At 62.4% G+C, this 21,425-nt stretch carries 20 protein-coding genes; 8 read left to right on the top strand and 12 right to left on the bottom strand.

All coding sequences use genetic code 11. The features are described from left to right. Positions 1-4: 4 nt before the first annotated feature. The 5 genes from ACLQ8T_RS02190 to ACLQ8T_RS02170 all read right to left on the bottom strand — a co-directional run bounded on the left by ACLQ8T_RS02190 (position 5) and on the right by ACLQ8T_RS02170 (position 3,849). On the bottom strand, positions 5-1,207 hold the full coding sequence (locus ACLQ8T_RS02190) for a glycerophosphodiester phosphodiesterase family protein (RefSeq protein ID WP_413455560.1): 1,203 nt from the start codon (positions 1,205-1,207) through the stop codon (positions 5-7). Between the two features lie 97 nt (positions 1,208-1,304). Continuing rightward, positions 1,305-1,847, bottom strand: coding sequence for a YaeQ family protein (locus ACLQ8T_RS02185; RefSeq protein WP_413456363.1), 543 nt, complete (start codon positions 1,845-1,847; stop codon positions 1,305-1,307). Between the two features lie 53 nt (positions 1,848-1,900). Further along, positions 1,901-2,056: a hypothetical protein gene (locus ACLQ8T_RS02180; protein ID WP_158024695.1), complete on the bottom strand. Its 156-nt coding sequence runs from the start codon at positions 2,054-2,056 to the stop codon at positions 1,901-1,903. Positions 2,057-2,094: 38 nt separating this feature from the next. Continuing rightward, on the bottom strand, positions 2,095-2,613 hold the full coding sequence (locus ACLQ8T_RS02175) for an NUDIX domain-containing protein (RefSeq protein ID WP_413455559.1): 519 nt from the start codon (positions 2,611-2,613) through the stop codon (positions 2,095-2,097). Positions 2,614-2,616: 3 nt separating this feature from the next. After that, positions 2,617-3,849 carry an MFS transporter gene (locus ACLQ8T_RS02170; RefSeq protein ID WP_083586853.1) on the bottom strand — a complete coding sequence of 411 codons (1,233 nt, stop codon included), beginning with the start codon at positions 3,847-3,849 and terminating at the stop codon, positions 2,617-2,619. Between the two features lie 215 nt (positions 3,850-4,064). Here ACLQ8T_RS02170 and ACLQ8T_RS02165 point away from each other — a divergent pair, with 215 nt between their 5' ends. From ACLQ8T_RS02165 to narI, 4 genes are read left to right on the top strand one after another with little or no spacing between them, the layout of a single operon-like run. Then, on the top strand, positions 4,065-7,784 hold the full coding sequence (locus tag ACLQ8T_RS02165; protein ID WP_413455558.1) for a nitrate reductase subunit alpha: 3,720 nt from the start codon (positions 4,065-4,067) through the stop codon (positions 7,782-7,784). Next, positions 7,781-9,418, top strand: a complete 1,638-nt coding sequence (gene narH / locus ACLQ8T_RS02160) for a nitrate reductase subunit beta (protein ID WP_413455557.1) — start codon at positions 7,781-7,783, stop codon at positions 9,416-9,418. Before ACLQ8T_RS02165 ends, narH begins: the two co-directional genes overlap by 4 nt. Further along, complete coding sequence (narJ, locus tag ACLQ8T_RS02155; protein ID WP_193057927.1) at positions 9,415-10,113, top strand: nitrate reductase molybdenum cofactor assembly chaperone; 699 nt, start codon at positions 9,415-9,417, stop codon at positions 10,111-10,113. Before narH ends, narJ begins: the two co-directional genes overlap by 4 nt. Further along, the gene (narI, locus tag ACLQ8T_RS02150) at positions 10,110-10,880 is read left to right on the top strand and encodes a respiratory nitrate reductase subunit gamma (RefSeq protein WP_013347857.1); all 771 of its coding nucleotides are present in this window, start codon (positions 10,110-10,112) and stop codon (positions 10,878-10,880) included. Before narJ ends, narI begins: the two co-directional genes overlap by 4 nt. A 173-nt stretch (positions 10,881-11,053) precedes the next feature. Here the strand turns inward: narI and ACLQ8T_RS02145 are convergent, their stop codons facing one another. Further along, on the bottom strand, positions 11,054-11,947 hold the full coding sequence (locus ACLQ8T_RS02145) for a LysR family transcriptional regulator (protein ID WP_413455556.1): 894 nt from the start codon (positions 11,945-11,947) through the stop codon (positions 11,054-11,056). Between the two features lie 164 nt (positions 11,948-12,111). On the opposite strand from ACLQ8T_RS02145, the gene ACLQ8T_RS02140 reads away from it, so the two are divergent. The 3 genes from ACLQ8T_RS02140 (at position 12,112) to ACLQ8T_RS02130 (ending at position 15,102) form a co-directional block, all read left to right on the top strand. After that, positions 12,112-13,125 (top strand): TDT family transporter, encoded by a 1,014-nt coding sequence (locus ACLQ8T_RS02140; protein ID WP_413455555.1) that lies wholly within the window; start codon positions 12,112-12,114, stop codon positions 13,123-13,125. Between the two features lie 328 nt (positions 13,126-13,453). After that, positions 13,454-14,203 (top strand): DsbA family protein, encoded by a 750-nt coding sequence (locus tag ACLQ8T_RS02135; protein WP_013347854.1) that lies wholly within the window; start codon positions 13,454-13,456, stop codon positions 14,201-14,203. Then, the gene (locus tag ACLQ8T_RS02130) at positions 14,203-15,102 is read left to right on the top strand and encodes a cytochrome c biogenesis CcdA family protein (protein ID WP_013347853.1); all 900 of its coding nucleotides are present in this window, start codon (positions 14,203-14,205) and stop codon (positions 15,100-15,102) included. The genes ACLQ8T_RS02135 and ACLQ8T_RS02130 overlap by 1 nt, the downstream gene beginning before the upstream one ends. Before the next feature lie 88 nt (positions 15,103-15,190). On the opposite strand, the gene ACLQ8T_RS02125 is transcribed toward ACLQ8T_RS02130, so the two are convergent. From ACLQ8T_RS02125 to modA, 5 genes are read right to left on the bottom strand one after another with little or no spacing between them, the layout of a single operon-like run. Further along, positions 15,191-16,069, bottom strand: coding sequence for an NTP transferase domain-containing protein (locus ACLQ8T_RS02125; protein WP_413455554.1), 879 nt, complete (start codon positions 16,067-16,069; stop codon positions 15,191-15,193). Continuing rightward, entirely contained in the window at positions 16,066-17,313 is a 1,248-nt protein-coding gene (gene glp / locus ACLQ8T_RS02120) for a gephyrin-like molybdotransferase Glp (RefSeq protein WP_413455553.1), read from the bottom strand. Before glp ends, ACLQ8T_RS02125 begins: the two co-directional genes overlap by 4 nt. After that, a complete protein-coding gene (locus tag ACLQ8T_RS02115; protein ID WP_413455552.1) occupies positions 17,310-18,062 on the bottom strand; it encodes an ATP-binding cassette domain-containing protein in 753 nt (250 codons plus the stop codon). Before ACLQ8T_RS02115 ends, glp begins: the two co-directional genes overlap by 4 nt. Then, entirely contained in the window at positions 18,059-18,865 is an 807-nt protein-coding gene (locus ACLQ8T_RS02110) for an ABC transporter permease (protein ID WP_413455551.1), read from the bottom strand. Before ACLQ8T_RS02110 ends, ACLQ8T_RS02115 begins: the two co-directional genes overlap by 4 nt. Further along, a complete protein-coding gene (modA, locus tag ACLQ8T_RS02105) occupies positions 18,858-19,637 on the bottom strand; it encodes a molybdate ABC transporter substrate-binding protein (RefSeq protein ID WP_413455550.1) in 780 nt (259 codons plus the stop codon). The genes ACLQ8T_RS02110 and modA overlap by 8 nt, the downstream gene beginning before the upstream one ends. Positions 19,638-19,774: 137 nt before the next feature. On the opposite strand from modA, the gene moaA reads away from it, so the two are divergent. Further along, on the top strand, positions 19,775-20,815 hold the full coding sequence (moaA, locus tag ACLQ8T_RS02100; protein ID WP_413455549.1) for a GTP 3',8-cyclase MoaA: 1,041 nt from the start codon (positions 19,775-19,777) through the stop codon (positions 20,813-20,815). Here the strand turns inward: moaA and ACLQ8T_RS02095 are convergent. After that, on the bottom strand, positions 20,812-21,357 hold the full coding sequence (locus tag ACLQ8T_RS02095) for a DinB family protein (protein ID WP_413455548.1): 546 nt from the start codon (positions 21,355-21,357) through the stop codon (positions 20,812-20,814). The genes moaA and ACLQ8T_RS02095 overlap by 4 nt on opposite strands. Between the last annotated feature and the right edge of the window lie 68 nt (positions 21,358-21,425).

Genomic DNA, 21,425 nt, shown 5'->3' with positions numbered 1-21,425 from the left:
CGCCCTAGTTCGCGAAGGTATCGGTGAGTTTGCCCTTGGCATCCCACAGTGCCAGCGAATCGCCGGCATTGTTCAAGATGCCCGGACCATCCATGTAGAAGGCTTCTTCGCTATTGGTGCCTGGGCCCGAGTACACGCGCAGCTGCTCGCCTGGCTCTAGCTCGTAGCCCTTGCCGATTTCCAGTATGTTGTTGGCGGCATCGCGAATGATGTAGCCGCTGACATCGATGGTGCGCTTGCCGGAGTTCTCCAGAATCACGTGTTCGCCATTTTCCGGAGCGACGTCATTTCCAGGCACGTCATTGACCGCGTCGGCAATCACCACGCCGTTGTTGGCCGGGAAGTCCTTCTGGCCATCGAGGTGGCGGTTCACCTGTGTTGGGAAGTCGCCGGTGATCCGCTCGACACCCAAAGCCACTGCATCGTCAGCAGCTTCGGCGGCGTTGACCGTGTAGACGCCCAGGCCCAAGCCTGCGTCCTTCACGCGCTGGGCACCGGCGGCATCTAGCGTGCGGTAGTTGGTGCCGAAGGTGTCAGCATAGGTCGCGTAGTTTGCCAGTTCCGCGGCAGTTGGCACGGTTCCGGTCAGCTGCTGCAACGGAACTTCCGGAGCCAGTTGGGCGAAGATCTGGTTGGATGCCGCGTCGAAGCTGAGCACCTCGATCTTGTTCTCGTCGGCGAGCGCCTTCCACTGCGGATCCTCGGCCAGCGCGTCCGCTACCAGCTTCTCCACGCCTGGGGACTTGGCCGGATCCTTGATTTCGATGAAGACGCCGGTACCGCCGGTCAGTGCACCTGGGACCTCATCGAAATGGGGAATCTTGGTTCCCTTGAACTCGTCCGAGAAGTAGGAACCGGCATCGAGCTGCTGCAGTTCGTCCCAGGTGAATGACGTGATGGGGTCATGGACGCGGTCAGGGAATACCTCTGCCACGTTCGTGGTGCGCGAAGGAGTTCCGTCATGGAAGATGAACGGCACCCCGTCCTTGGACAGCTGCACGTCGATCTCGATGAATTCGGCGCCAGACCGGCTGCCTGCCTTGATGGCTGGCAAGGTGTTCTCTGGAGCCACACCGGCTGCTCCGCGGTGGCCGATGATCAGTGGATCGGAACCAGTCGGTTCAATCGGTGCGGCGCCTGCAGGAGCGGCCAAGGTGACGGCCAAAGCCAGGGTTGCTGTGCCGAGGGTGATTTTGCGCAGTTTCATGGAGCTCTTCCGTTGGTGTCATTGATGTACACCGGCCATGCTTCCGCGCGCTGATGACAGCGACGGCACACTGAGCTAAATCAGAGATTAACCTTTGCTACTCAATCTCATGCGAGCTGATCTGTGTTTCCAGATTCGTTCCGTTCAATTCAAGATAGATTTGCCCCTCGGTCACCGAGACGGACATGGTGTTGCGGCGGGTTAATGCCTGGGTTGCCGCATCGATGAATTTGGGGTCGAAGGAACGCACCATGATCTGCTCCGACTGGTGGATCGTCTTTCCACGCCAGGATGCCAGAAGCTTGGCCGGATCGCGGTGCGTGTAGACGGCGGTGCGCTCTGCCCGCTTGCTTCCCGTATGCAGCCGCTGGGCATCAGGAGCTCCCACTTCAATCCATGCGGTGAACAGGCCGGTCAGGTCCTTGACCAAAATGGTAGGCTCTTCCCCGGTGGAAACTCCGCCGGCCGAGAAGGCGATGCCTTCCTCGTATTCGAGGCAGTAGGCCAGCACGCGTGTAACCAGGTAGGCATCGGTTTCGGAAGGGTGCTGCGCAACCCGCAGGGAAAGATCCTCGTAAACACCGCGATCCACATCAGCAAGCTGGATTTCAAAGGTGTGCATAGTCGCGCCGATAGCCATAGTCATCGAGTTTACCGCGAATGCCATGGCCCGTCCGACGATCAGCCGGTTTTCTAGGCTTTCGCCCCGCGGCTTCGAACTACGAAGAAACCTGCCAGCGAAGACAAGCTGGCCACGGCTGCAACTATGCCAACCAGCAGATTCCCGCCAATTGATAGTATTGAAAACGCAGCAAAAAGGATCGCGGAAACAATGAACAGGGTTTTCATAACTAGACCCTAACTGACCCAGCGCGCAAATGATTGATCTATCCAGCCGGTGGGAACTTTCCATCCAGGTCTTTGAGCCATTGGCCAAAGAGCTCAACAGCATCGGGCATATAGCTGCCGGGGTTCCGCTCAATATCTGCCAGCAGCTCACGATGCTCCATCCAGCGTCCGCTAGCGACTTCCTCAGCTTGCAGCCTGAGCTGCCCGCGGGCAACCGTCCAATACCGAAAAGCCCGGTACTGGGTATGCGCATCTGCGTAGTTCGCTGGTTCCAAACGCACGAGCTCGCTGTCGATGCCCAATTCTTCCTGGGCTTCGCGTATTGCTGATTCATCGGGATCTTCGCCTGCTTGAATCACACCGCCAGCGGTGAAGTCGAGGAGTTCGGGGTACACGTCTTTGCTCATCGTGCGCTGATGCACAAAGACCTCGCCCTGCGGGTTGAACACCAGAATCCCGGTAGCGCCATGGCGCAGATTTTCCGCTCTGACGCGTGAGCGCGGGGCTTGCCCGATTACCTGCCCGTGCTCATCGAATAACGCTGCTTGTTCTTCCACGATTCATTTTCCATCACGGGCCCTGGTGCCGCGCAGCATGCCGGCAACCACCAAGGCGAAAGTTCCCACGAGCACCAGCAGCCAGAGACCTAAAGCGTAGGAGTTGGATTCGGCATGGTAGGTGGCGCCCATGGCCAGCGGCGGGAAGTAACCGCCCAGGCCACCGGCAGCCGCCACGACACCGGAAACGGCGCCAACCTTTTCCGGAGGTGTCGACGGGCCTATCCAAGCAAAGACCGCGCCCATTCCAAGGCCCATGGCCGAAGCCATCAAGATGAAGGTAACACCGGTCAGGATGCCTTCAGCAGGTTGCTGTCCAACAATATAGGCGAGCGAAACGATGCCGGCCAGCGAGATCAGCGCAATGACTTTCGGACCGAATTTGTCGGCCAGCACGCCGCCGACAGGTCGAGCAATCACTGCGGCCACAGCGAACAACGCCGTACGGGTACCGGCACCGATCGGGTCGACATTCTCCGGGTAGATGGTCATCAGGTATTTGGGCAAGAAGGTCGAAAATGCGACAAAACCGCCAAAGACTATTCCGTAGAGGAAGGACATTTCCCACGTAATAGCCAGCTTCAATGCACCGAAAACCTTCGGGAACAGCGGTTGGCTGCTCGGCTTCCATGCCGGAGACTCGCGCATCAAGAACCACACCAGGATCGCGGCGGCGAGCAGAAGACCGGCCAGAAACAGGTGGGTTCCCCAGTAGCCGAAATCTTGCAGCAGACGAGGTGTCTGGAAGGCCGAAATGGCGGTGCCAATCATTCCCATGCCAAAGATGCCGTTGGCGAAGCCGCGCCTATTGGCCGGATACCAGGCACTGGCGAAGGGGACGCCCACTGCAAAGATCGAACCGCCAACACCAAGGTAGGTTCCTGCGATAATCAGCAGCGCAAAACTGCCTATGCTGCCGGCGAGCGCCACCAGCAGCACCGCCGGAATCGTCGCCAGCAGCACGGCGGTGAACATTTTCCGGGCACCAAAGCGGTCGGTCAGCGCACCGGTGAAAATGCGTCCGATAGCACCTACGAGCACCGGTGTTGCCAGCATCAGGGACACCTGTCCCTCGCTCAGATCCATCCCCTCGGCATAGAAACGCTGGATCGGTGAAATCAGCATCCATGCCCAGAAGCCCACGGCGCTTGCGAAGGTGGCCAGCAGCAGTTGGAAGAATCCTCCCCGCAAATCGGGCTCATTCACAGTGGTGTTTGCGTCAGATCCTGCGCTCATTGGACCCCCTGGTCGCACGGTTCAAGTAACGTCGAAGAGCCTTTTAAGCCAGTAGTCTATTCCTCTCCATCACGGAATTGGAAGAGTTGATCCGGTTAATTATTTACCGAATGACAGGGAAAAACATTAACGGATAATTCTGGAAAATACTCTTGAAACTCGCGATCCAAAAGACGAAGCTAGGGATACTAGCCACAGTTGGAGGAGATCCGGCAATGAGCGATAGTCCAAACCACACACAGCCTGCCACTGATGGACCGGTTGCTGATTCACTGCTTTCGATGGGAAAGTTCCTGCGCCGCGGTGACACCAGTGACGACCTGCGTGCCATGTTCCTCCAGGGAGGGCGCAAGGGCGATGTCTTCTACCGGGACCGATGGTCCCATGACAAGGTGGTGCGCTCGACCCACGGGGTGAACTGCACCGGCTCCTGCTCCTGGAAGGTCTACGTTAAGGACGGGATCATCACCTGGGAAACGCAGCAGACCGATTATCCCTCGGTTGGCCCGGACTCCCCCGAATACGAGCCGCGCGGCTGCCCGCGTGGCGCGGCGTTCAGCTGGTACACCTACTCCCCGACCCGCGTGCGCTTCCCCTACATCCGCGATGTGCTCGCCGAGCTGTACCGCAGCGCGAAGCAGGAGCACCCGGATCCGGTCGATGCCTGGGCATCGATTGTCGAGGACCCTGCCAAGGCCAAGCGCTACAAGAAGGCCCGCGGCAAGGGCGGGCTGATCCGCACCACCTGGGATGAAGCACTGGAAATCGCCAGTGCGGCGCAGGTCTATTCGGTGAAGAAGTACGGGCCGGACCGCATTGCAGGCTTCTCCCCCATCCCAGCCATGTCGATGGTCTCCCATGGGGCCGGCTCGCGCTACATGAATCTGGTCGGCGGCACCATGCTCTCCTTCTACGATTGGTACGCAGATCTTCCGGTCGCCAGCCCGCAGGTCTTCGGCGACCAGACCGACGTGCCCGAATCGGCCGACTGGTGGAACTCGCAGTACCTGATCATGTGGGGCTCCAATGTGCCGGTGACCCGCACCCCGGATGCGCACTTCATGGCCGAGGCTCGCTACAAGGGCACCAAGGTGGTCACGGTATCACCGGACTACACGGACAACACCAAGTTCGCCGACGAATGGGTGGCCCTGCAGCCCGGCACCGATGCGGCGTTGGGCTTGTCCATGGGGCATGTGATCCTCAAGGAGCACTACGTCGACAAGCGCACCAAGGCCTTCGAGGACTACATGCTGCGCTTCACCGATTCCCCGTTCCTGGTGGAAATCGATGCGGCCACCGGCACCCCGGTGCCTGGCAAGTTCCTCACCGCCACCGACCTCGGGATGTCCGAGGAACAGAACGCAGACTTCAAGCCTGCCCTGCTTGATCTCGATGGCACCGCCCGGGTTCCGCGCGGCACCCTGGGCCACCGCTACTCCGAACAGGACAAGGGGCAGTGGAATCTGGACCTGGGCGATATCACCCCTGCCCTGTCGGTCATGGACCTGGACAGCTGGGATGGCGCAACGGCAGAAATCAGCCTGCCGCGCTTCGATCTGGCCCCGGAGGCCGGGCAGGAGCATGCCGGAGGCTCGGGCGTCGTGCAGCGTGGTGTCCCGGTGGTGCAGCTTGCCGGCAAGACGCTGACCACGGTCTTCGACTTGATGCTCGCCCAGTACGGTGTGGGCCGCGAATCCCTTCCCGGCCAGTGGCCAACTGATTTCATGGATGCCTCCACCGTCGGCACCCCTGCCTGGCAAGAAGAGCACACCGGGGTCCCGCCAGAGCAGGCCATCCGCATTGCCCGCGAATTCGCCGATACCGCAGAGAAATCCGGCGGCCGTTCGATGATCCTGATGGGTGCCGGCACCAACCACTGGTTCCATTCGGACACGATCTACCGCACCTTCCTGGCGCTGACCATGATGACCGGCTGCCAGGGCGTGAACGGCGGCGGCTGGGCGCACTATGTGGGCCAGGAAAAGGTTCGCCCGCTCACCGGCTACCAGCAATATGCTTCGGCCGGAGACTGGAACCGCCCGCCGCGCCACACCATCGGCACCGCTTTCTGGTACCTGGCAACCGACCAGTGGCGCTACGACGGCCTGCCGGCCAACCAGCTGGCCTCGCCGCTGGCCAAGGGCCAATTCGACGGGCGCACCACCGCGGACTGCCTGGTCGAGTCGATCAAGCGCGGCTGGATGCCGGACTACCCGACCTTCAACCGCAATCCGCTGGACCTGGTGGATGAGGCCGAAGCGGCCGGCAAGGATCCGGCGGCGCATGTGGTCGATTCGCTGAACGACGGCTCGCTGTCCTTCGCCTGCGAGGACCCCGACGCCCCGGAGAACTTCCCGCGGGTCGTGCTGATCTGGCGGGCCAACATCCTCGGCTCCTCCGGCAAGGGCAATGAGTACTTCCTCAAGCACCTGTTGGGCACCGATGCGTCGGTACGCGCCCCGGAAGCTGCCGTTGGCCACCGCCCGGCGGACATCGCCTGGCACGATGAGGCGCCGGAAGGCAAGCTGGATCTGCTGGCCACCGCGGATTTCCGGATGACCAGCACGACGCTGTTCTCCGACCTGGTCTTCCCGGCGGCCACCTGGTACGAGAAATACGACCTGTCCTCCACGGACATGCATCCGTTCATCCACTCCTTCAACCCGGCCATTGCCCCTCCATGGCAGACGAAGACCGACTTCGAGCTGTTCGGGTCCATGGCCAAGCGCTTCGGCGAGTACTCCGCCAAGCACCTGGGCGTGCGCAAGGACCTGGTGGCGTCCCCGCTGCAGCATGACACCCCCGATGCCATGGCCACCGTCAAGGGCAAGGTGGCGCAGGACGCCCCGCTGGTTCCGGGACTGAGCATGCCCAAGCTGAAGGTCGTGGAACGCGACTACCCGAACCTCTACCGGCAGTGGAGCACCTTAGGTCCCCTGACGCAGGAACTGGGCATGGTCACCAAGGGCATCAATTACCGCGTGGGGCCTGAGATCGAGGCGCTCAAGCACGCCAACGGGGTTTCCACCTCCGGCGCGGTGCTGCTGGATACCGACAAGAAGGCCTGCGAAATGATCCTCGCCTTCTCCGGCACCTCCAACGGGCGCCTGGCCACCGCGGGCTTCAAGCAGCTCGAAGAGCATACCGGGCAGAAGCTGGCTTTCCTGGCCGAGGAGCATGAGGGCTCGCGGATTTCCTTCCACGATGTGCAGGTCCAGCCGCGCAGCGTCATCACCTCACCGGAGTGGTCCGGCTCGGAGCACGGCGGCCGGCGCTACACCGCGTTCGCGATCAACGTCGAGCAGCTCAAGCCCTTCCACACGCTGACCGGGCGGATGCACTTCTACCTGGACCACGACTGGATGCAGGAACTGGGCGAGTCGCTGCCGGTCTACCGGCCGCCGCTGGACATGCACCGGCTGTTCAACGACGCCAAGCTGGGCGCCACCGGCCAGCATGAGTCGGGCAATGCCGAGGTCGCCGTGCGCTACCTGACCCCGCACTCGAAGTGGTCCATCCACTCCGAGTACCAGGACAACCTGTTCATGCTCTCGCTCTCCCGCGGAGGGCCCACCATCTGGATGTCCCCGCAGGACGCGGCGAAGATCGGGGTGAAGGACAACGAGTGGATCGAGTCCTACAACCGCAACGGCGTGGTGGTGGCCCGTGCGATCGTCTCGCACCGCATGCCCGAGGGCACGGTGTACATGTACCACGCCAAGGACCGCACGGTGGATGTGCCGATCGCGGAGACCAGCGGCAAGCGCGGCGGCATCCATAACTCGCTGACCCGCATCCTGATGAAGCCCAGCCACCTGATTGGCGGCTACGGCCAGCTGGCCTGGGCGTTCAACTATCTCGGACCCACCGGAAACCAGCGCGACGAGGTCACCACGATCCGCCGCCGCAACCAGGAGGTGCAGTACCGATGAAGGTCATGGCCCAGATGTCCATGGTGATGAACCTGGACAAGTGCATCGGCTGCCATACGTGCTCCGTCACGTGCAAGCAGGCATGGACCAACCGCACCGGCGTGGAATACGTCTGGTTCAACAATGTCGAGACGCGTCCAGGCGTGGGCTACCCGCGCACCTACGAGGACCAGGAGAAATGGCGCGGCGGCTGGACGCTGAACAAGCGCGGCCGGCTGACCCTGCGCGATGGCGGGCGCTTCAAGAAGATCAGCCGCATCTTCTCCAACCCGAAGCTGCCCGAGATCCACGACTACTACGAGCCGTGGACCTACGACTACGACATGCTGCTGAACTCGCCCTCCGGCGAGCACACCCCGGTAGCCACCCCGAAGTCGCTGCTCACCGGCAAGGACATGAAGATCGGCTGGTCCGCCAATTGGGATGACAACCTGGGCGGTTCGCTGGAGACCATGGACCAGGACCCGCTGCTGGCCAAGATGAGCGAAGAGGTGAAGGCCGAGTACGAGAAGGCCTTCATGTTCTACCTGCCGCGCATCTGCGAGCACTGCCTGAACCCTTCCTGCGTCGCTTCTTGCCCTTCGGGTGCGATGTACAAGCGCGCCGAGGACGGCATCGTGCTGGTGGACCAGGACGCCTGCCGCGGCTGGCGCATGTGCGTCTCGGGCTGCCCGTACAAGAAGGTCTATTTCAACCACCGCACGGGCAAAGCCGAGAAGTGCACGTTCTGCTACCCGCGCGTGGAAGTCGGGCTGCCGACCGTCTGCGCCGAAACCTGCGTAGGCCGCCTGCGCTACCTCGGACTGGTGCTCTACGATGCCGACGCGGTCGCCGCCGCGGCCAGCGTCAAGAACGAGCACGAGCTGCTCGACGCCCAGCGCGGCGTGCTGCTTGATCCGCACGATCCTGCGGTCATCGAGGCGGCACGGGCCGGTGGCATTCCCGAGGACTGGATAGAGTCGGCCCAGGCCAGCCCCATCTGGAAGCTGATCCGCGATTACGAGATCGCGCTGCCGCTGCACCCCGAATACCGCACCATGCCCATGGTCTGGTACATCCCGCCGCTGTCCCCGGTGGTGGACGTAGTCACCAATACCGGCAATGACGGCGAAGATGCCGATAACCTCTTTGCCGCCATCGACAAGCTGCGCATCCCGATCGGCTACCTGGCCGAGCTGTTCTCCGCGGGCGACACCGCCCCGGTGGACCTCTCGCTGCGCAAGCTGGCCGCCATGCGCTCCTACATGCGCGGGGTGTCCATGTCCGATCACCGCGACGAGTCGATCACCGAAGCGGTGGGCATGAGCGGGCCGCAGATGGAGGAGATGTACCGGCTGCTGGCCATCGCCAAGTACGAGGAACGCTATGTCATTCCGCCGGCCCACGCCGAGCAGGCCCACGACCTTGAGGAAATGGGCTGCTCGCTGGACTTCGAGGGCGGTCCTGGCATGGGCGGGGCCGGCCCGTTCGGCTCCTCTTCGGGCGAGTCGGTTCCGGTGGCGGTGGAGAACTTCCAGTCGTTGAAGAACCGCCAGACTTCGGACCGTCCCTCCACCCCGGGCCGGGTCAACCTGCTGAACTGGGATGGCAATGGCACCCCTGAAGGCCTGTTCCCACCAGAGGATGGCAAATGATCCCGCGACTGTTCAACCGCGCAACCCCGCGCCGCAAGCTTGCCGGCACCTTGGAGCCGGTGGCCATGAAGCGTGCTGAGCGCGCCCGGGTGCACATGCTCGCCTCGCTGCTACTCGATTACCCCGACCAGAAGTGGTTCGCGCGGCTCGATGAGCTCGAAACCCACCTGGGCAGTGTTCCGGCGCCGATCGCCCAGCTGTTGGCCGACTTCATTGAAGTCTCCCGGTCGCTGGGATCTACGCAGGTGCAGCGCCTGTACGTGCAGACCTTCGATTTGAAGCGCAAATGCAGCCTGTACCTGAGCTACTTCGCCACCGGGGACACCCGCAAGCGCGGCACGGCCCTGGTCACCTTCCTGGAGGCTTACCGGGCCACCGGGTGGGAATTCAATGCCGATGAATTGCCGGACTACCTGCCGGCGGTACTGGAGTTCTCGGCGCGCTGCGATGACCCGATTGCCGAGGCGTTGCTGTCCTCGCATATCGAGGGCATCGAAGTGCTGCGCACGGCACTGGAATCCATGGGCAGCCACTGGGCTGGATTGATCCGCAGCATCACGCTGTCGCTGCCGCCAGTGGATCAGGAAACCCAGGAGCGGGTGCTGGCCTTGGTCAGCGAGGGCCCTCCGACTGAAACGGTCGGATTGTCATTCTTAGGAAATCTACCGCCATTCAGCCCGAGGGGGAACGGATGAGTACATCAGCGATTCTGCTGTGGGTGGTGCTGCCCTATGCCGCGGCGGTGGTATTCATCGTCGGGCATATCTGGCGCTACCGCTACGACAAGTTCGGCTGGACCACGCGGTCCAGCCAGACCTATGAGAACCGCCTGCTGCGCTGGGGGTCGCCGATGTTCCACTTCGGCATCCTGATGGTGATCGCCGGACACGTGGTGGGCCTGCTGATTCCCCGCGAATGGCTCTACGCCATTGGCGTCAATGAGCACATCTACCACCTCGGGGCTACCTGGATGGGTACGGCAGCGGCGATCCTGACCGTGGCGGGCCTGATCATCCTGATCTACCGCCGCCGTACCGTCGGCCCGGTCTTCCTGGCCACCACGGTCATGGACAAGGTCATGTACGTCTTCCTCGGAGCCACCTTGGGCTTCGGCACGCTGGCCACGCTGGTCTACCAGGTCTTCGGGCCGGGCTATTCCTACCGCGAATCCATTTCGCCATGGATCCGCCAGATGATCATCTTCCAGCCCCATCCGGAAATGATGGTGGAGGTTCCGCTGTTCTTCCAGCTGCATGTGGCGACCGCGTGCGTGCTGTTCGCGCTGTGGCCTTTCACCCGGCTGGTCCACGTGTTCTCTGCGCCGATCCCGTACTTTTTCCGCCCGTATATCGTCTACCGCTCGCGTGATGAATCGCGCGGCGCCGGCTCGCGTCCGGTGCGCCGCGGCTGGGATCCGGTTGCCGCTCCGCAGCCGCGAGGCAAGCGCGGCTCCAACCGCTAATGCGCCTGAAGAAAGCGGCACTGCGGTGCACAAGGGCCTCGGCTCATATCCGTGGTTTTGGAATAGGCCTTGCCTGGTTGCCTGCAGCGGCAATGCTGGCGCCGGGGCTATAGGCCTATTCCAGGTTTGCCGGGAAACAGGCCCATGGCGAAAGCTTGGCGTTGCGGCACCAATTAGATGGTGCGCGAACTGGCTATGGCGATGCCAACTAGTTTTTCAGCGGCCCCGGTCAGCTGCCGAGGTCCGGTCCATACCGCTCTGAGCCGGCGTTGGAGCTGAACCCCGTCAATGGGCAGCTCGACAAGCGTGCCTGCTGCCACCGCATCGCTTACCGCAAAGCGGCTTAGCACAGCCGGACCGGCTCCCGAAAGCACGGCAACTCGCACCGCGGCATTGCTTTCCAACACAATGCGCGGGACAACCGGTGCCTTCAGCGCCTCGTCCAGGACTTTCCGGGTCCCCGAGCCTGATTCCCTGGCAATGAGGCAGGAATCCATGATTTCTTTAGGCTGGACCGAGTCCCTGTCCGCCCACGGATGCGAGGAAGCCACCACGAGCACCAGCCGGTCTTCTCCCACAAATGCCGAATGCGTTGATTCTTTGGCAACCGGGCCTTCGACAAATCCGAGACCGCATACGTCTGTGTGCAATTCGTTCAGGACATCGGTTGTGTTGCTTACCCGCAAACTGATCTGAGTATTCGGCAGGGCAACACGCAATGATGAAAGCCACCGTGGCAGCAAATACTCGGCAATGGTCTGGCTGGCAGAAATTTTCAACTCGCCAAAGTTGTCATTGCCCAAAGCCCGCGCGTTGCGCATCAGCGAGTCCGCAGAGCTAAGCAATTCACGCGCCCACTCGACAAATAGCAAACCCTCAGGCGTCAAGCGCGAGCCCGTAGTCGAGCGACGCAGCAATGCCAGGTTCAGCCGCCGTTCAAGACGTGAGATGGAACGGCTGACATTGGGTTGCTCCATGTGCAGCTCGCGCGCAGCAGCGGACAAGCTTCCATGCTCAGCAACTGCCACTAGCACTTCAAGGGAACTGAGCTCAGGCCAATCCGACATATCCACAGCATATGCCATCCTGCAAGATTGGCGTCTACCGGGATGTTATTGGCCGGAGAATACTGGGAAACATGAACCCCACGATAGAAGAAACAAAGCTCATTGTTCCCACAACCAACCCTTCGCCACGCTTCCCTTTGGGACCTGCCTGGTGGGGAGCGGTCATGGGCACGGGAATTGCCAGCACGCTAACCCAGCTGCATGCCGGCCAAACAACTCTCGGCGCCGATCTGGCCCGTTTTTTTCTCGTGGCAGGCTGGGCGTTTGCGGTAATTTTCACGATCGGCTTCGCCATCCGCTGCTTGCGCACCACCGGCGCATGGGCAGCTTCGATGCATGGTGTGGGAGCTTCCGCGTGGGGCATGGTTTCGATGGGCATCCTCTCCATTGGATCCGCCACCGCCACGGTGCTTGCTGACTGGGCACCACAGTTCACCACCGTCTCATGGGGAGTCGACGGCGCGCTTTGGGTTATCGGTACGGCCCTTGGCCTAATCACCACCTTCGGTTTCAGCTTGGCGCTGATACGGCGCCGGAATGCTGAGCCGCGCCCGGCGTGGGGCCTGGCAGTTGTTCCGCTCATGGTCTCGGCTACCTGTGGCGCACCGTTTATTGCAAAGCTCGACTCGCCGGTTCTCGCAGCAACTCTGCTGGCCGTCCTGATCTTCTGCTTCGTAACTTCCCTGATGCTCGGGATCATCATTTTCGCCGCGGCCTACTGCCACCATGCACGCGTGGATCGCATTCCCGCCGCGTTGTCAGCGTCTTCTTGGATTCCGCTGGGAGTAGTCGGCCAGTCCACCGCAGCAGCGCAAGCAATTAGCTCGCAGATGCACCGATTCATCCTGCCAGAAGCAATGCCTGGCATCCAGGCAGTCGCCAACGTCTACGGCATCGTGATGCTCTGCGCAGCGATCCCAGTAGTAATCTTCGCCGTCTCCACAACAACTTTCGGGATAGCCAACAAGATGTCGTTCTCCCCTGGATGGTGGGCTCTTACCTTCCCAGTGGGAACCTTGTCCCTTGGCGCGCTGAACCTCGGACACAGCCTGCAGAGCAACGGATACTCGGCAGTAGGAATTGGAGCCTGGATTCTGCTGCTCTCAACTTGGACCGTCTGCGCCATCGCCTCGTTGCGCCACCCATTCCTTGCGAAATCACCAGCACCGGCTAACTGAATCCCCTGCTGGCACTAGCGCTGATCCGGAGCCAAGGCTCCGGATGCGTGGTCCCGGCAAAGACCGGGTTCCTGGCAGGGCCATTTCATATGAAAATCCTGTACGGGAAAAGCCCGTTCCGCCGCGATCCACCGCCGAGGCCAGTTCCACTGAGACCTCATGTAAAACACATAGAACCAACATATACAATGATCGTCAACTGGGCATTAAGTTCTATGAAAACGCCCATCACCAATAGCTATTAAATGTGCAATCAAGACCAATTGCCGGTTCAAAGAAGATTGCGGCAGGCGCAGGCTCCGCAGAGTCTGGACACCAGGGAGAACACATGGAGAACAGCAGCACAGCGAAGCCGAAACGGCGTTGGATCGGCTTGGCCATGGCCTTGGCGGCCATCGCCGCACTGGTATTTGTTGCCTTGAACCTGGGCGATATCAACTCCGATGGGCCGGCCACGCCGAAGGACCAGCCAATCAGCCAGCAGACTGAAACCCCGGCGGACGCTACGGAGCAAGCCCCTGATCTTTCTCAGTTCGAGCTGCGCTCACCCGATGATTTGCTGGCCGCCGGTCCGGTTGATGCACCAGTGGGAGTCGTGGTCTTCTCTGACTACCAGTGCAAGTTCTGCGCAAAGTGGTCTAGCGAAACCCTGCCACTGATTCTTGACTACGCCAAAGAAGGCAAGGTCCGAGTAGAATGGCGCGATGTGAACATCTTCGGCGATGATTCGGAGCGGGCCGCGCTGGCTTCCTACGCGGCGGCAAAGCAAGGCAAGTTCTGGGAATACCATGACGAGCTCTTTGCCGACGGCAAAAGCCGCAAGGGTTCGGGCTTGAGCGAAAAATCGCTGGCCAAGCTCGCTGCCGATCTCGGTTTGGATACCAAGCAGTTCACCACCGACGTGAAGTCCGAGGAAGCCGCAAAGATGATCGATTCCAATGCGCAGCTCGGCCTGCAGCTGGGAGTCTATTCGACCCCGGCATTCCTGGTTGATGGCGAACCTGTGATGGGCGCCCAGCCCAAGAGCGTATTCATCGACAAGATCGAGGCCGCCTTGGCTGCCAAGGACGCAAGCTAATGGATATCGGCCTGCTCTCAGCGTTCCTCGGAGGCATGCTGGCGCTGCTCAGCCCGTGCAGTGCGCTGCTGCTGCCGGCATTCTTCGCCTCCACTGTGGGAAGTGGGCCCCGCCTGTATCTCCACGGGCTGGTTTTCTACCTCGGCCTCGCCCTGGTCCTGGTGCCGGCAGGCTTGGGCGTGGGAGCAGTGGGGCTGTTCCTTGCTACCGAGCGGGAGCTGATCGTCTTGATCGCTTCGCTGATGCTCATTGCCATGGGCATCATATACTTCGCTGGATTCGGATTCGACCTTTCGCGTTGGATTCCCGGATTCTCCAAGCTGCAACATCGCGCCAGCGGAGGCAAGGGCCTGCTCAAGACCTTGGCTTTGGGTGCTGTCGGCGGCGTCTCGGGCTTCTGTGCTGGACCGATCCTCGGCGCAATGCTCACCTTGGCCGCTGTCCAGGGCGACGCGGTGTCCGGGGGCGTGCTGCTGGCTGTATACGGCGCTGGCATGGTGGTGCCGATGTTCGTCCTGGCGCGCATCTGGAATCGACTCGGCGCGAACGGCCGCAGCAACCTGCGCGGCCGCACCACGAAGGTTTTCGGCCGCGAGCTGCACGTCGTTTCAATACTCACCGGCAGCTTGCTCATCGTGGTTGGCGTGATCTTCTGGCTGACCAACGGCCTGATTTCAGCACCGCAGCTGGTGCCAATTGGAGTGCAGGATTGGCTGCAGCGAAACAGCGCTGCGCTATCGAGCCCCATGGTTGATGTTGCAGCGCTTGTAGTTCTCGCCGTGATCGTGTTCTGGGGCTGGATGCGGCGCGGCAGAAAATCCGCGCAAAAGCCAACCATGCCCGAAGAATTGGCCCCTGGCCAGGCTCAGTCCAAGGACGAAGACCGCCAGGAATCCTAGCCGGGAATGCGGCCGCTATCGCGCCGGCATCGTTGCAACCAGTTGCAGACAGCTTTCAAAGCTGCACTTGGATAACCTGGAGCGTGACTTAGGCAATGCCTTCAGGATGCTCGTCCGCCCAGCGGTGGGCTCGCGAGACCAGCTGCTGCGAGAGCCCGTCCAGGTCGCCCTTGCCGTTGCCCATGGCCAGCCCAAGCAGGAAGGTGCTCAACGGCGCAGCAGGGCGGGCAACCTCATGGGCTACATGTTTAGCAACATCCAGCACGGTGGCGATATCTACGCCACCGGCATCTAGGCCCAGTTCTTTGGCTGCGGCTTCCAGCCATTCGTTCAATGCTTCGGGTGGCAGGTGCTGTGCCATGCGCGTCCTTTCGTTGCGGCGGGCACTTTCCAGCGCCTGCGGGGTATCAATATCACTGCTGGTTTCATCATCCACCGGAACTTGTGCCAGGTGAAGCTGGTTCAATGCGCGCCGTACCGGCGCGTCGACGAGGTTCTCGCCGAGTGCTTCGCATGCCAAAGCCAAAGCCGCGGTTCGGTAGATCCCGGCCAGCCATTGGGTGTGGCCTTGGGCATCAACCAGCAGCAGGCCATCAGTGTCCCGCTGCTCGAAGTTCTTGGTCAATGCGGTGGAGACCGCGACCGGGCGTTGCAAATCGCAGGCCAGGACCATGGTCCATTCGCTCGCGGTTTCACTGCTGAGTTCCTTCAACCCCGCGGCAATGCCCGCCAAGGGACCGGCAAATGGTGGGTCTTCACGCACTACCCAGTCGGCTTTGGTTCCCGCAGTATCCGGGCCAACCACGATAACTCGGGCGGCTCCCGCCTTGCGGGTCGCTGCCACCACACGGTCCACCAGGCGCTGGCCATACAATTGCAGTTCCGCCTTGCCCGCACCGCCCAAGCGGGTGCCTCGTCCCCCGGCAAGGACCAGGGCGTCGAAGCCGATGGCGTTCGAATTGCTCATGGAACCATCCTCAGGACTTCGACCTCATCGCCGGGATTGACCTGGGTGATCCCTGCCGGGACCAGGGCATAGCCCTGGGCCGCACCGAAGCCGCCTACCGAGTGGGAAATGCTCTGCGCTTGGACTGCGGGGGCACAACGCAACTGCTCTCCATGTTCGAATACGACCGGGATGACCTGGACACGTTCTGCGGCGGCTCGCCAACCTACCGCGGCCACTGCTCGCAAGGTGGGACGCAGCACGTCGCGGTGGCCCTGCATGGCACGCAGGCATGGTCGCACGAACAGCTCGAAGCTCACCGCGGCGCTGACCGGGTTGCCCGGCAGGGCGAAGACCATCGCGCCGGCTGCCAGCCGTCCGGCGCACTGCGGCTGGCCCGGACGGATCTTCACCCGCACCGCCTGCACTTGGGGTTCTGCTTCCAGCGCTTGGCGCATGACGTCATAGGCGCCCGGTCCCACTCCTCCGGTACTGAGCACGGCATCGTGGGTGGCGCCAAGGATCGCCAGCTGCTCGCGCACTGCTTCAATGTCATCGACGCAGTGCACTACGGTAGTGGCCTGGATTCCTGATTCTGCCAGCAGCCCCGCCATCAGCAAGGAGTTGGTTTCCGGGATCTGCCCGCGCGTCAGCGCTTGGCCGGGAGTACGCAATTCTGCTCCGGTGATCAGTACCGCCACCTTGGGCATGGTGCGCACCTCCAGCGTGCTGGATCCGGCTGCGGCCAAGGCTGAGAGCCGGGCCGCGGTTAGTTCCTCGCCGGCGTAGGCCATCGGTTCCCCGGCATTCTTGTCTTCCCCGCTGCGGCGGATGTCCTTGCCAGCAGGAACCTGCACATTGACCTGCACGGTCTTCACATCCCAGCCATCAACCGCGGCCGAGGTGTCCTCGATGCGCACCACTGCGTCAGCATCCGAAGGGATCGGGGCACCGGTCATGATTTTCACGCACTGGCCTGCCTCCAGCACCGGATTCCAGCCGCTTCCAGCCGGCACTTCACCGATCACATCCAGCGCCGCCGGAGCAGTTGCGGTATCGGCCGAGCGCACCGCGTAGCCATCCATGGCCGAGTTGTCCCACAGCGGCAGCGGGTGCGCTGAGGCAACATCCTGGGCCAGCACTGCACCATGCAATGCGGTGAAACCGCCGGCCACCGCAATCCGTTGCGGGGCAACGGGCACCACCTGCGAGAGCAGCCGCGAACGGTGCACTTCAAGTTCTATGGGGTCATTTCCGGTGCTCATGATTGCTCTTCCTGAATGCTTATCGGGTGCTGCGCGGGCAGCGTGGCCACCACGGCGCGCACAAAGCGATTGGCCGGGGCGGCAAAGACCTCGGCCACGGTGCCCTGCTGGATGATCTGTCCGCGCTCAAGCACCAGCAGGTCATCGGCGAGCGCCAAGGTATCGGCGGCCGAATGCGAGACCACGATGGCGCTGGTTGCGGTGCGCGCCAGCTCTTCGCGCACCAGGGCGCGCATGTCCATGGCGGCCTCGACATCCAGCGAAGCGAAGGGTTCGTCGATGAGCAGGATCTTCGGCTTGGCGGCCAGGGCGCGCGCCAGCGCGATGCGCTGCCGCTGTCCTCCAGACAGTGCCTCGGGCCGGTGGCTGGCGATTTCTTCCAGTCCCAGTCTCGCGAGCCATTCGCTGGCGGCGGCCGTGGCCGCGGACTTCTCCAGTCCCCCGGCCCGGGCGCCAAAGGCAATGTTCTTCAAGGCGTCCAGGTGCGGAAACAGGTGCGGGTCCTGGCCCAGCAGCCCGACTTCGCGCAGGTGCGGCGGACGGTGCAGCTTCGCATCGGCCAGCACAGTGCCGGACAGTTCGATGCGCCCCCGGGTGATCTTCTGGATCCCGGCGATGGCGTGGACGATGGTGGACTTGCCCGAACCGCTGGGGCCCATCATTGCCAGCGTGCTGCCGGCGGGCACCTCGAATTCAACGTCCACGTCGAATCCGGTGCGCGGCACCTGCAGGTTTACCTTGAGCGTCATTTCAGTGCTCCCGGGCGCCAGGCACGCACCAGCAGCAGCACCAGAACTGCGGTGGCCAGTAGCAGCAGCGAGAGTGCGACAGCCGAGTCTCGTCCGGCCCCGGCACCGTTGAATGCGGTGTAGATGGCCAGCGGCATGGTCTGGGTGACACCCGGCGCATTGCCGGCAAATAGCGCGGTGGCTCCGAACTCGCCGATGGCCCGCGCGAAGCACAGGATGATGCCGGCGACCAGGCCCGGGGCGGCCAGCGGCAGGGTGATGCGGGTGAGCACCATCCAGCGCCCTGCGCCCAAGGTGGCGGCTGCCTGCTCATAGCCTTGGCCGGCGGCACGCAAGGAGCCTTCGACGGAGAGCACGAGGAATGGCAGTGCAACGAAACTTTGTGCAATCACCACCGCGGCGGTGGAGAACGGCAGGGAGATCCCCCACATGGAATCAATGAACTGGCCAATGGGGCTGGTGCGCCCGAACAGGAAGAGCAGTGCGACGCCGCCTACCATCGGCGGCAGCACCAGCGGGACGGCGATCAGGGCCCGCAATAGCTGGGCTACGCGGGTGGAGCTGCGGGCCATCAATACCGCCAGCGGCACGCCGAGCAGCACGCACAGCGCGGTGGCGGCCACCCCGGTGCGCAAGCTCAGCCACAGCGCGGCGAGCGCTTCTTCACTGGTGGCATCGGCCACCAGCGTGGACCAGCTGGCCCGCGAAATCAGTGCGAGCAGCGGAAGCACCAGCAGTGCCACGCCCAGCAACGCCGGTGCAATGGCGAAGCCTGGAACCCGTACCCCGGTATCGCTAGCCATTAGCCTGCGCGGCCCCGGTACCAAAGCCGTGCTCCTCCAGAATCTGCTGGCCGCGCTCGCTGCTCACGAAATCCACGAAGGCCTGCGCTCCAGGATTTTCACCCAGTGCTGCGATCGGGTAGGTGTTCACAATGTCTTCTGCCCCATCGGGCACGATCGCCGCAACGTTCCCGTCATCGAGTACGTCGGTGGCGTAGACCAGCCCGGCATCTGCTTCACCGGCGGCCACCTTCTGCAGCACCGCGGTGACATTCTGTTCCTGGCTGGCCGGGGTGACTTGCACGCCGCTGGCTTCAAGCAACCGCTGCGAAGCCGCGCCGCAGGGTACCTGTGGTGCGCACAGCACCATAGTGGCCTGTGAAAGGTCCTGCAGCGATTCGATATCTGCAGGGTTATCTTGAGGCACCGCGATCACCATGGTGTTGCTGGCGAAGATCACCGGCTCGTGGCCGAACCCGGCCTCGGTCACCTCCAGCATGTTGCGTTCATCGGCCGAGGCGAACACATCCACGTTTGCGCCTTCAAGGATCTGTGTGGCCAGGGTCGAAGAGCCGTCATAGGAGATGCTGGCAATGCGCACCTCCGGGTGTTGTGCGGTGAACTCCTCGGAGATCTGCTCGAAGGCACTCTGCAGGGAGGCTGCCGCGGAGATGGTGATGGGTTCGGAAGCGGACTGATCAGAAGAGCCGCTGGCCGAACAGCCCGCCAAAGCCAGCACGGCCGCCGCGAGCCCGGCAAGGGCTCGGAGCCGTGGAAACGGGCGGTGCTGCATGGGTTCTCCTTGTATTCGGGGGCTGGTGCCAATGCTACCGTCGCACCCACCGGGGCCGATCCATTTTGCGTACTTGATTTGTTACTTTCAGGTTAACCGTCTTCCACGCAACGGTGCCGGAGGCTACTGTGGAGTGTATGAAAGCACAAGCGGCCGGCACCCTGGGCGATGCCCGTGGACGGCCCCTGCACGACCTGCGGATTTCGGTGACAGACCGCTGCAATTTCCGCTGCGTGTATTGCATGCCCAAGGAGATCTTCGGCCGCGACTTCGTTTTCCGCGAGCGCTCCGAGCTGCTCAGCTTCGAGGAAATCGAGCGGCTGGCTCGTATCAGCGTTTCGCTGGGGGTCACCAAGCTGCGCCTGACCGGAGGCGAGCCGCTGCTGCGCCGCGGAATCGTGGACCTGGTTAGCATGCTTTCGAAGCTGAAGACCCCCGAGGGACAGCCGGTGGATTTGGCAATGACCACCAACGGCTCGGCACTGCCGGTGATGGCCCAGAAGCTCAAGGACGCGGGGCTGCGCCGTGTCACCATCTCGCTGGATTCTCTGGATGACGAGAAGTTCAAGGCGATCAATGACGTGGATTTCCCTGTGTCCCGGGTGCTGCACGCCATTGATGTGGCTCAAGAGGTGGGCCTGGGCCCGGTGAAGATCAATACGGTGGTCAAGCGCGGGGTCAACGATTCGGAGATCCTGTCGCTGGCCGAGCATTTCCGCGGCACCGGTGCGATCCTGCGCTTCATTGAATACATGGATGTGGGCACCACCAACGGCTGGAAGCTGGACGAGGTGCTGCCCTCTTCCGAGGTTGTGGCCATGGTCAATAAGCGCTGGGCGCTGGAACCGGTCAGCAAGACCGAGCCGGGTGAAACCGCCAACCGCTGGCGCTACACCGACGGCGCCGGGGAAATCGGCGTGATCTCCAGTGTCACCAATGCCTTCTGCGGCAATTGCTCGCGCGCCCGGGTCTCGGCCGAAGGCCAGCTATACACCTGCCTGTTCGCCGGCTCCGGTTATGACCTGCGCGCCCTGATGCGCGACGGCATCAGCGATGAGGAGTTGGCCAACGCGCTGGCAGGGCACTGGCGCAAGCGCAACGACAATTACTCCGAGCTGAGGGCCGCGCTGACCCCGGGGAACCGCAAGCGCATCGAAATGTCCTACATCGGGGGCTAGCCCATCGTTTTCTGCCCGTCCAGGGATTCGCGGATGATGTCCGCATGCCCGGCGTGCTGGGTGGTTTCCGCAATGATGTGCAGCAAAGTGCGGCGCACCGACCAGTGCGTGTCGGTGAACCACGGGGCAGAGGGCAATTCGTAAACCGTGTCCAGATCGATTTCTGCCAGCAGGGCATCGGTGCGCTCGGCTATCAGGGCGTAGTTTTCCAGGAGCTCGTCCAACGTCTCGTGTGGCTGCATGTTGAATTCGTTCTGGAAGGCTTCGATCATCTCCGAGGTCGGTTCGGAGAAGTCAATGCCGTCCCAGGCCATGGCGGCCCGCCCTTTGACCATGAATTCCTGCCATTGCTGCTCGACTCCGGTCACATGCTTGATCAGCCCGCCGAGGGTCAGCTCGCTGACGGTGGTTCGAGTGGCTGCCTGCTCATCGGTGAGGTTCTGGGTGGTGAACCGCAGGAAATGCCGGGCATTGGCCAGGGCCTGGAACAGGTCGGCGCGTTCCCCGGTGAGGGTGGTGTTGGTGTTGGCCATGGTGCTCATGGTTTCCTCCTGGCATAAGCTGCAGCGGGTATTTCCAGCTGGTGGTAACCAGAGTAGAAGCCAAAAGT

It is taken from the genome of Glutamicibacter sp. FR1 (assembly GCF_047300825.1).
Lineage (GTDB): Bacteria > Actinomycetota > Actinomycetes > Actinomycetales > Micrococcaceae > Glutamicibacter > Glutamicibacter nicotianae.
The sequence above is the reverse complement of the archived record's forward strand: the minus strand, read 5'-3'. Positions and strand labels throughout refer to the sequence as shown.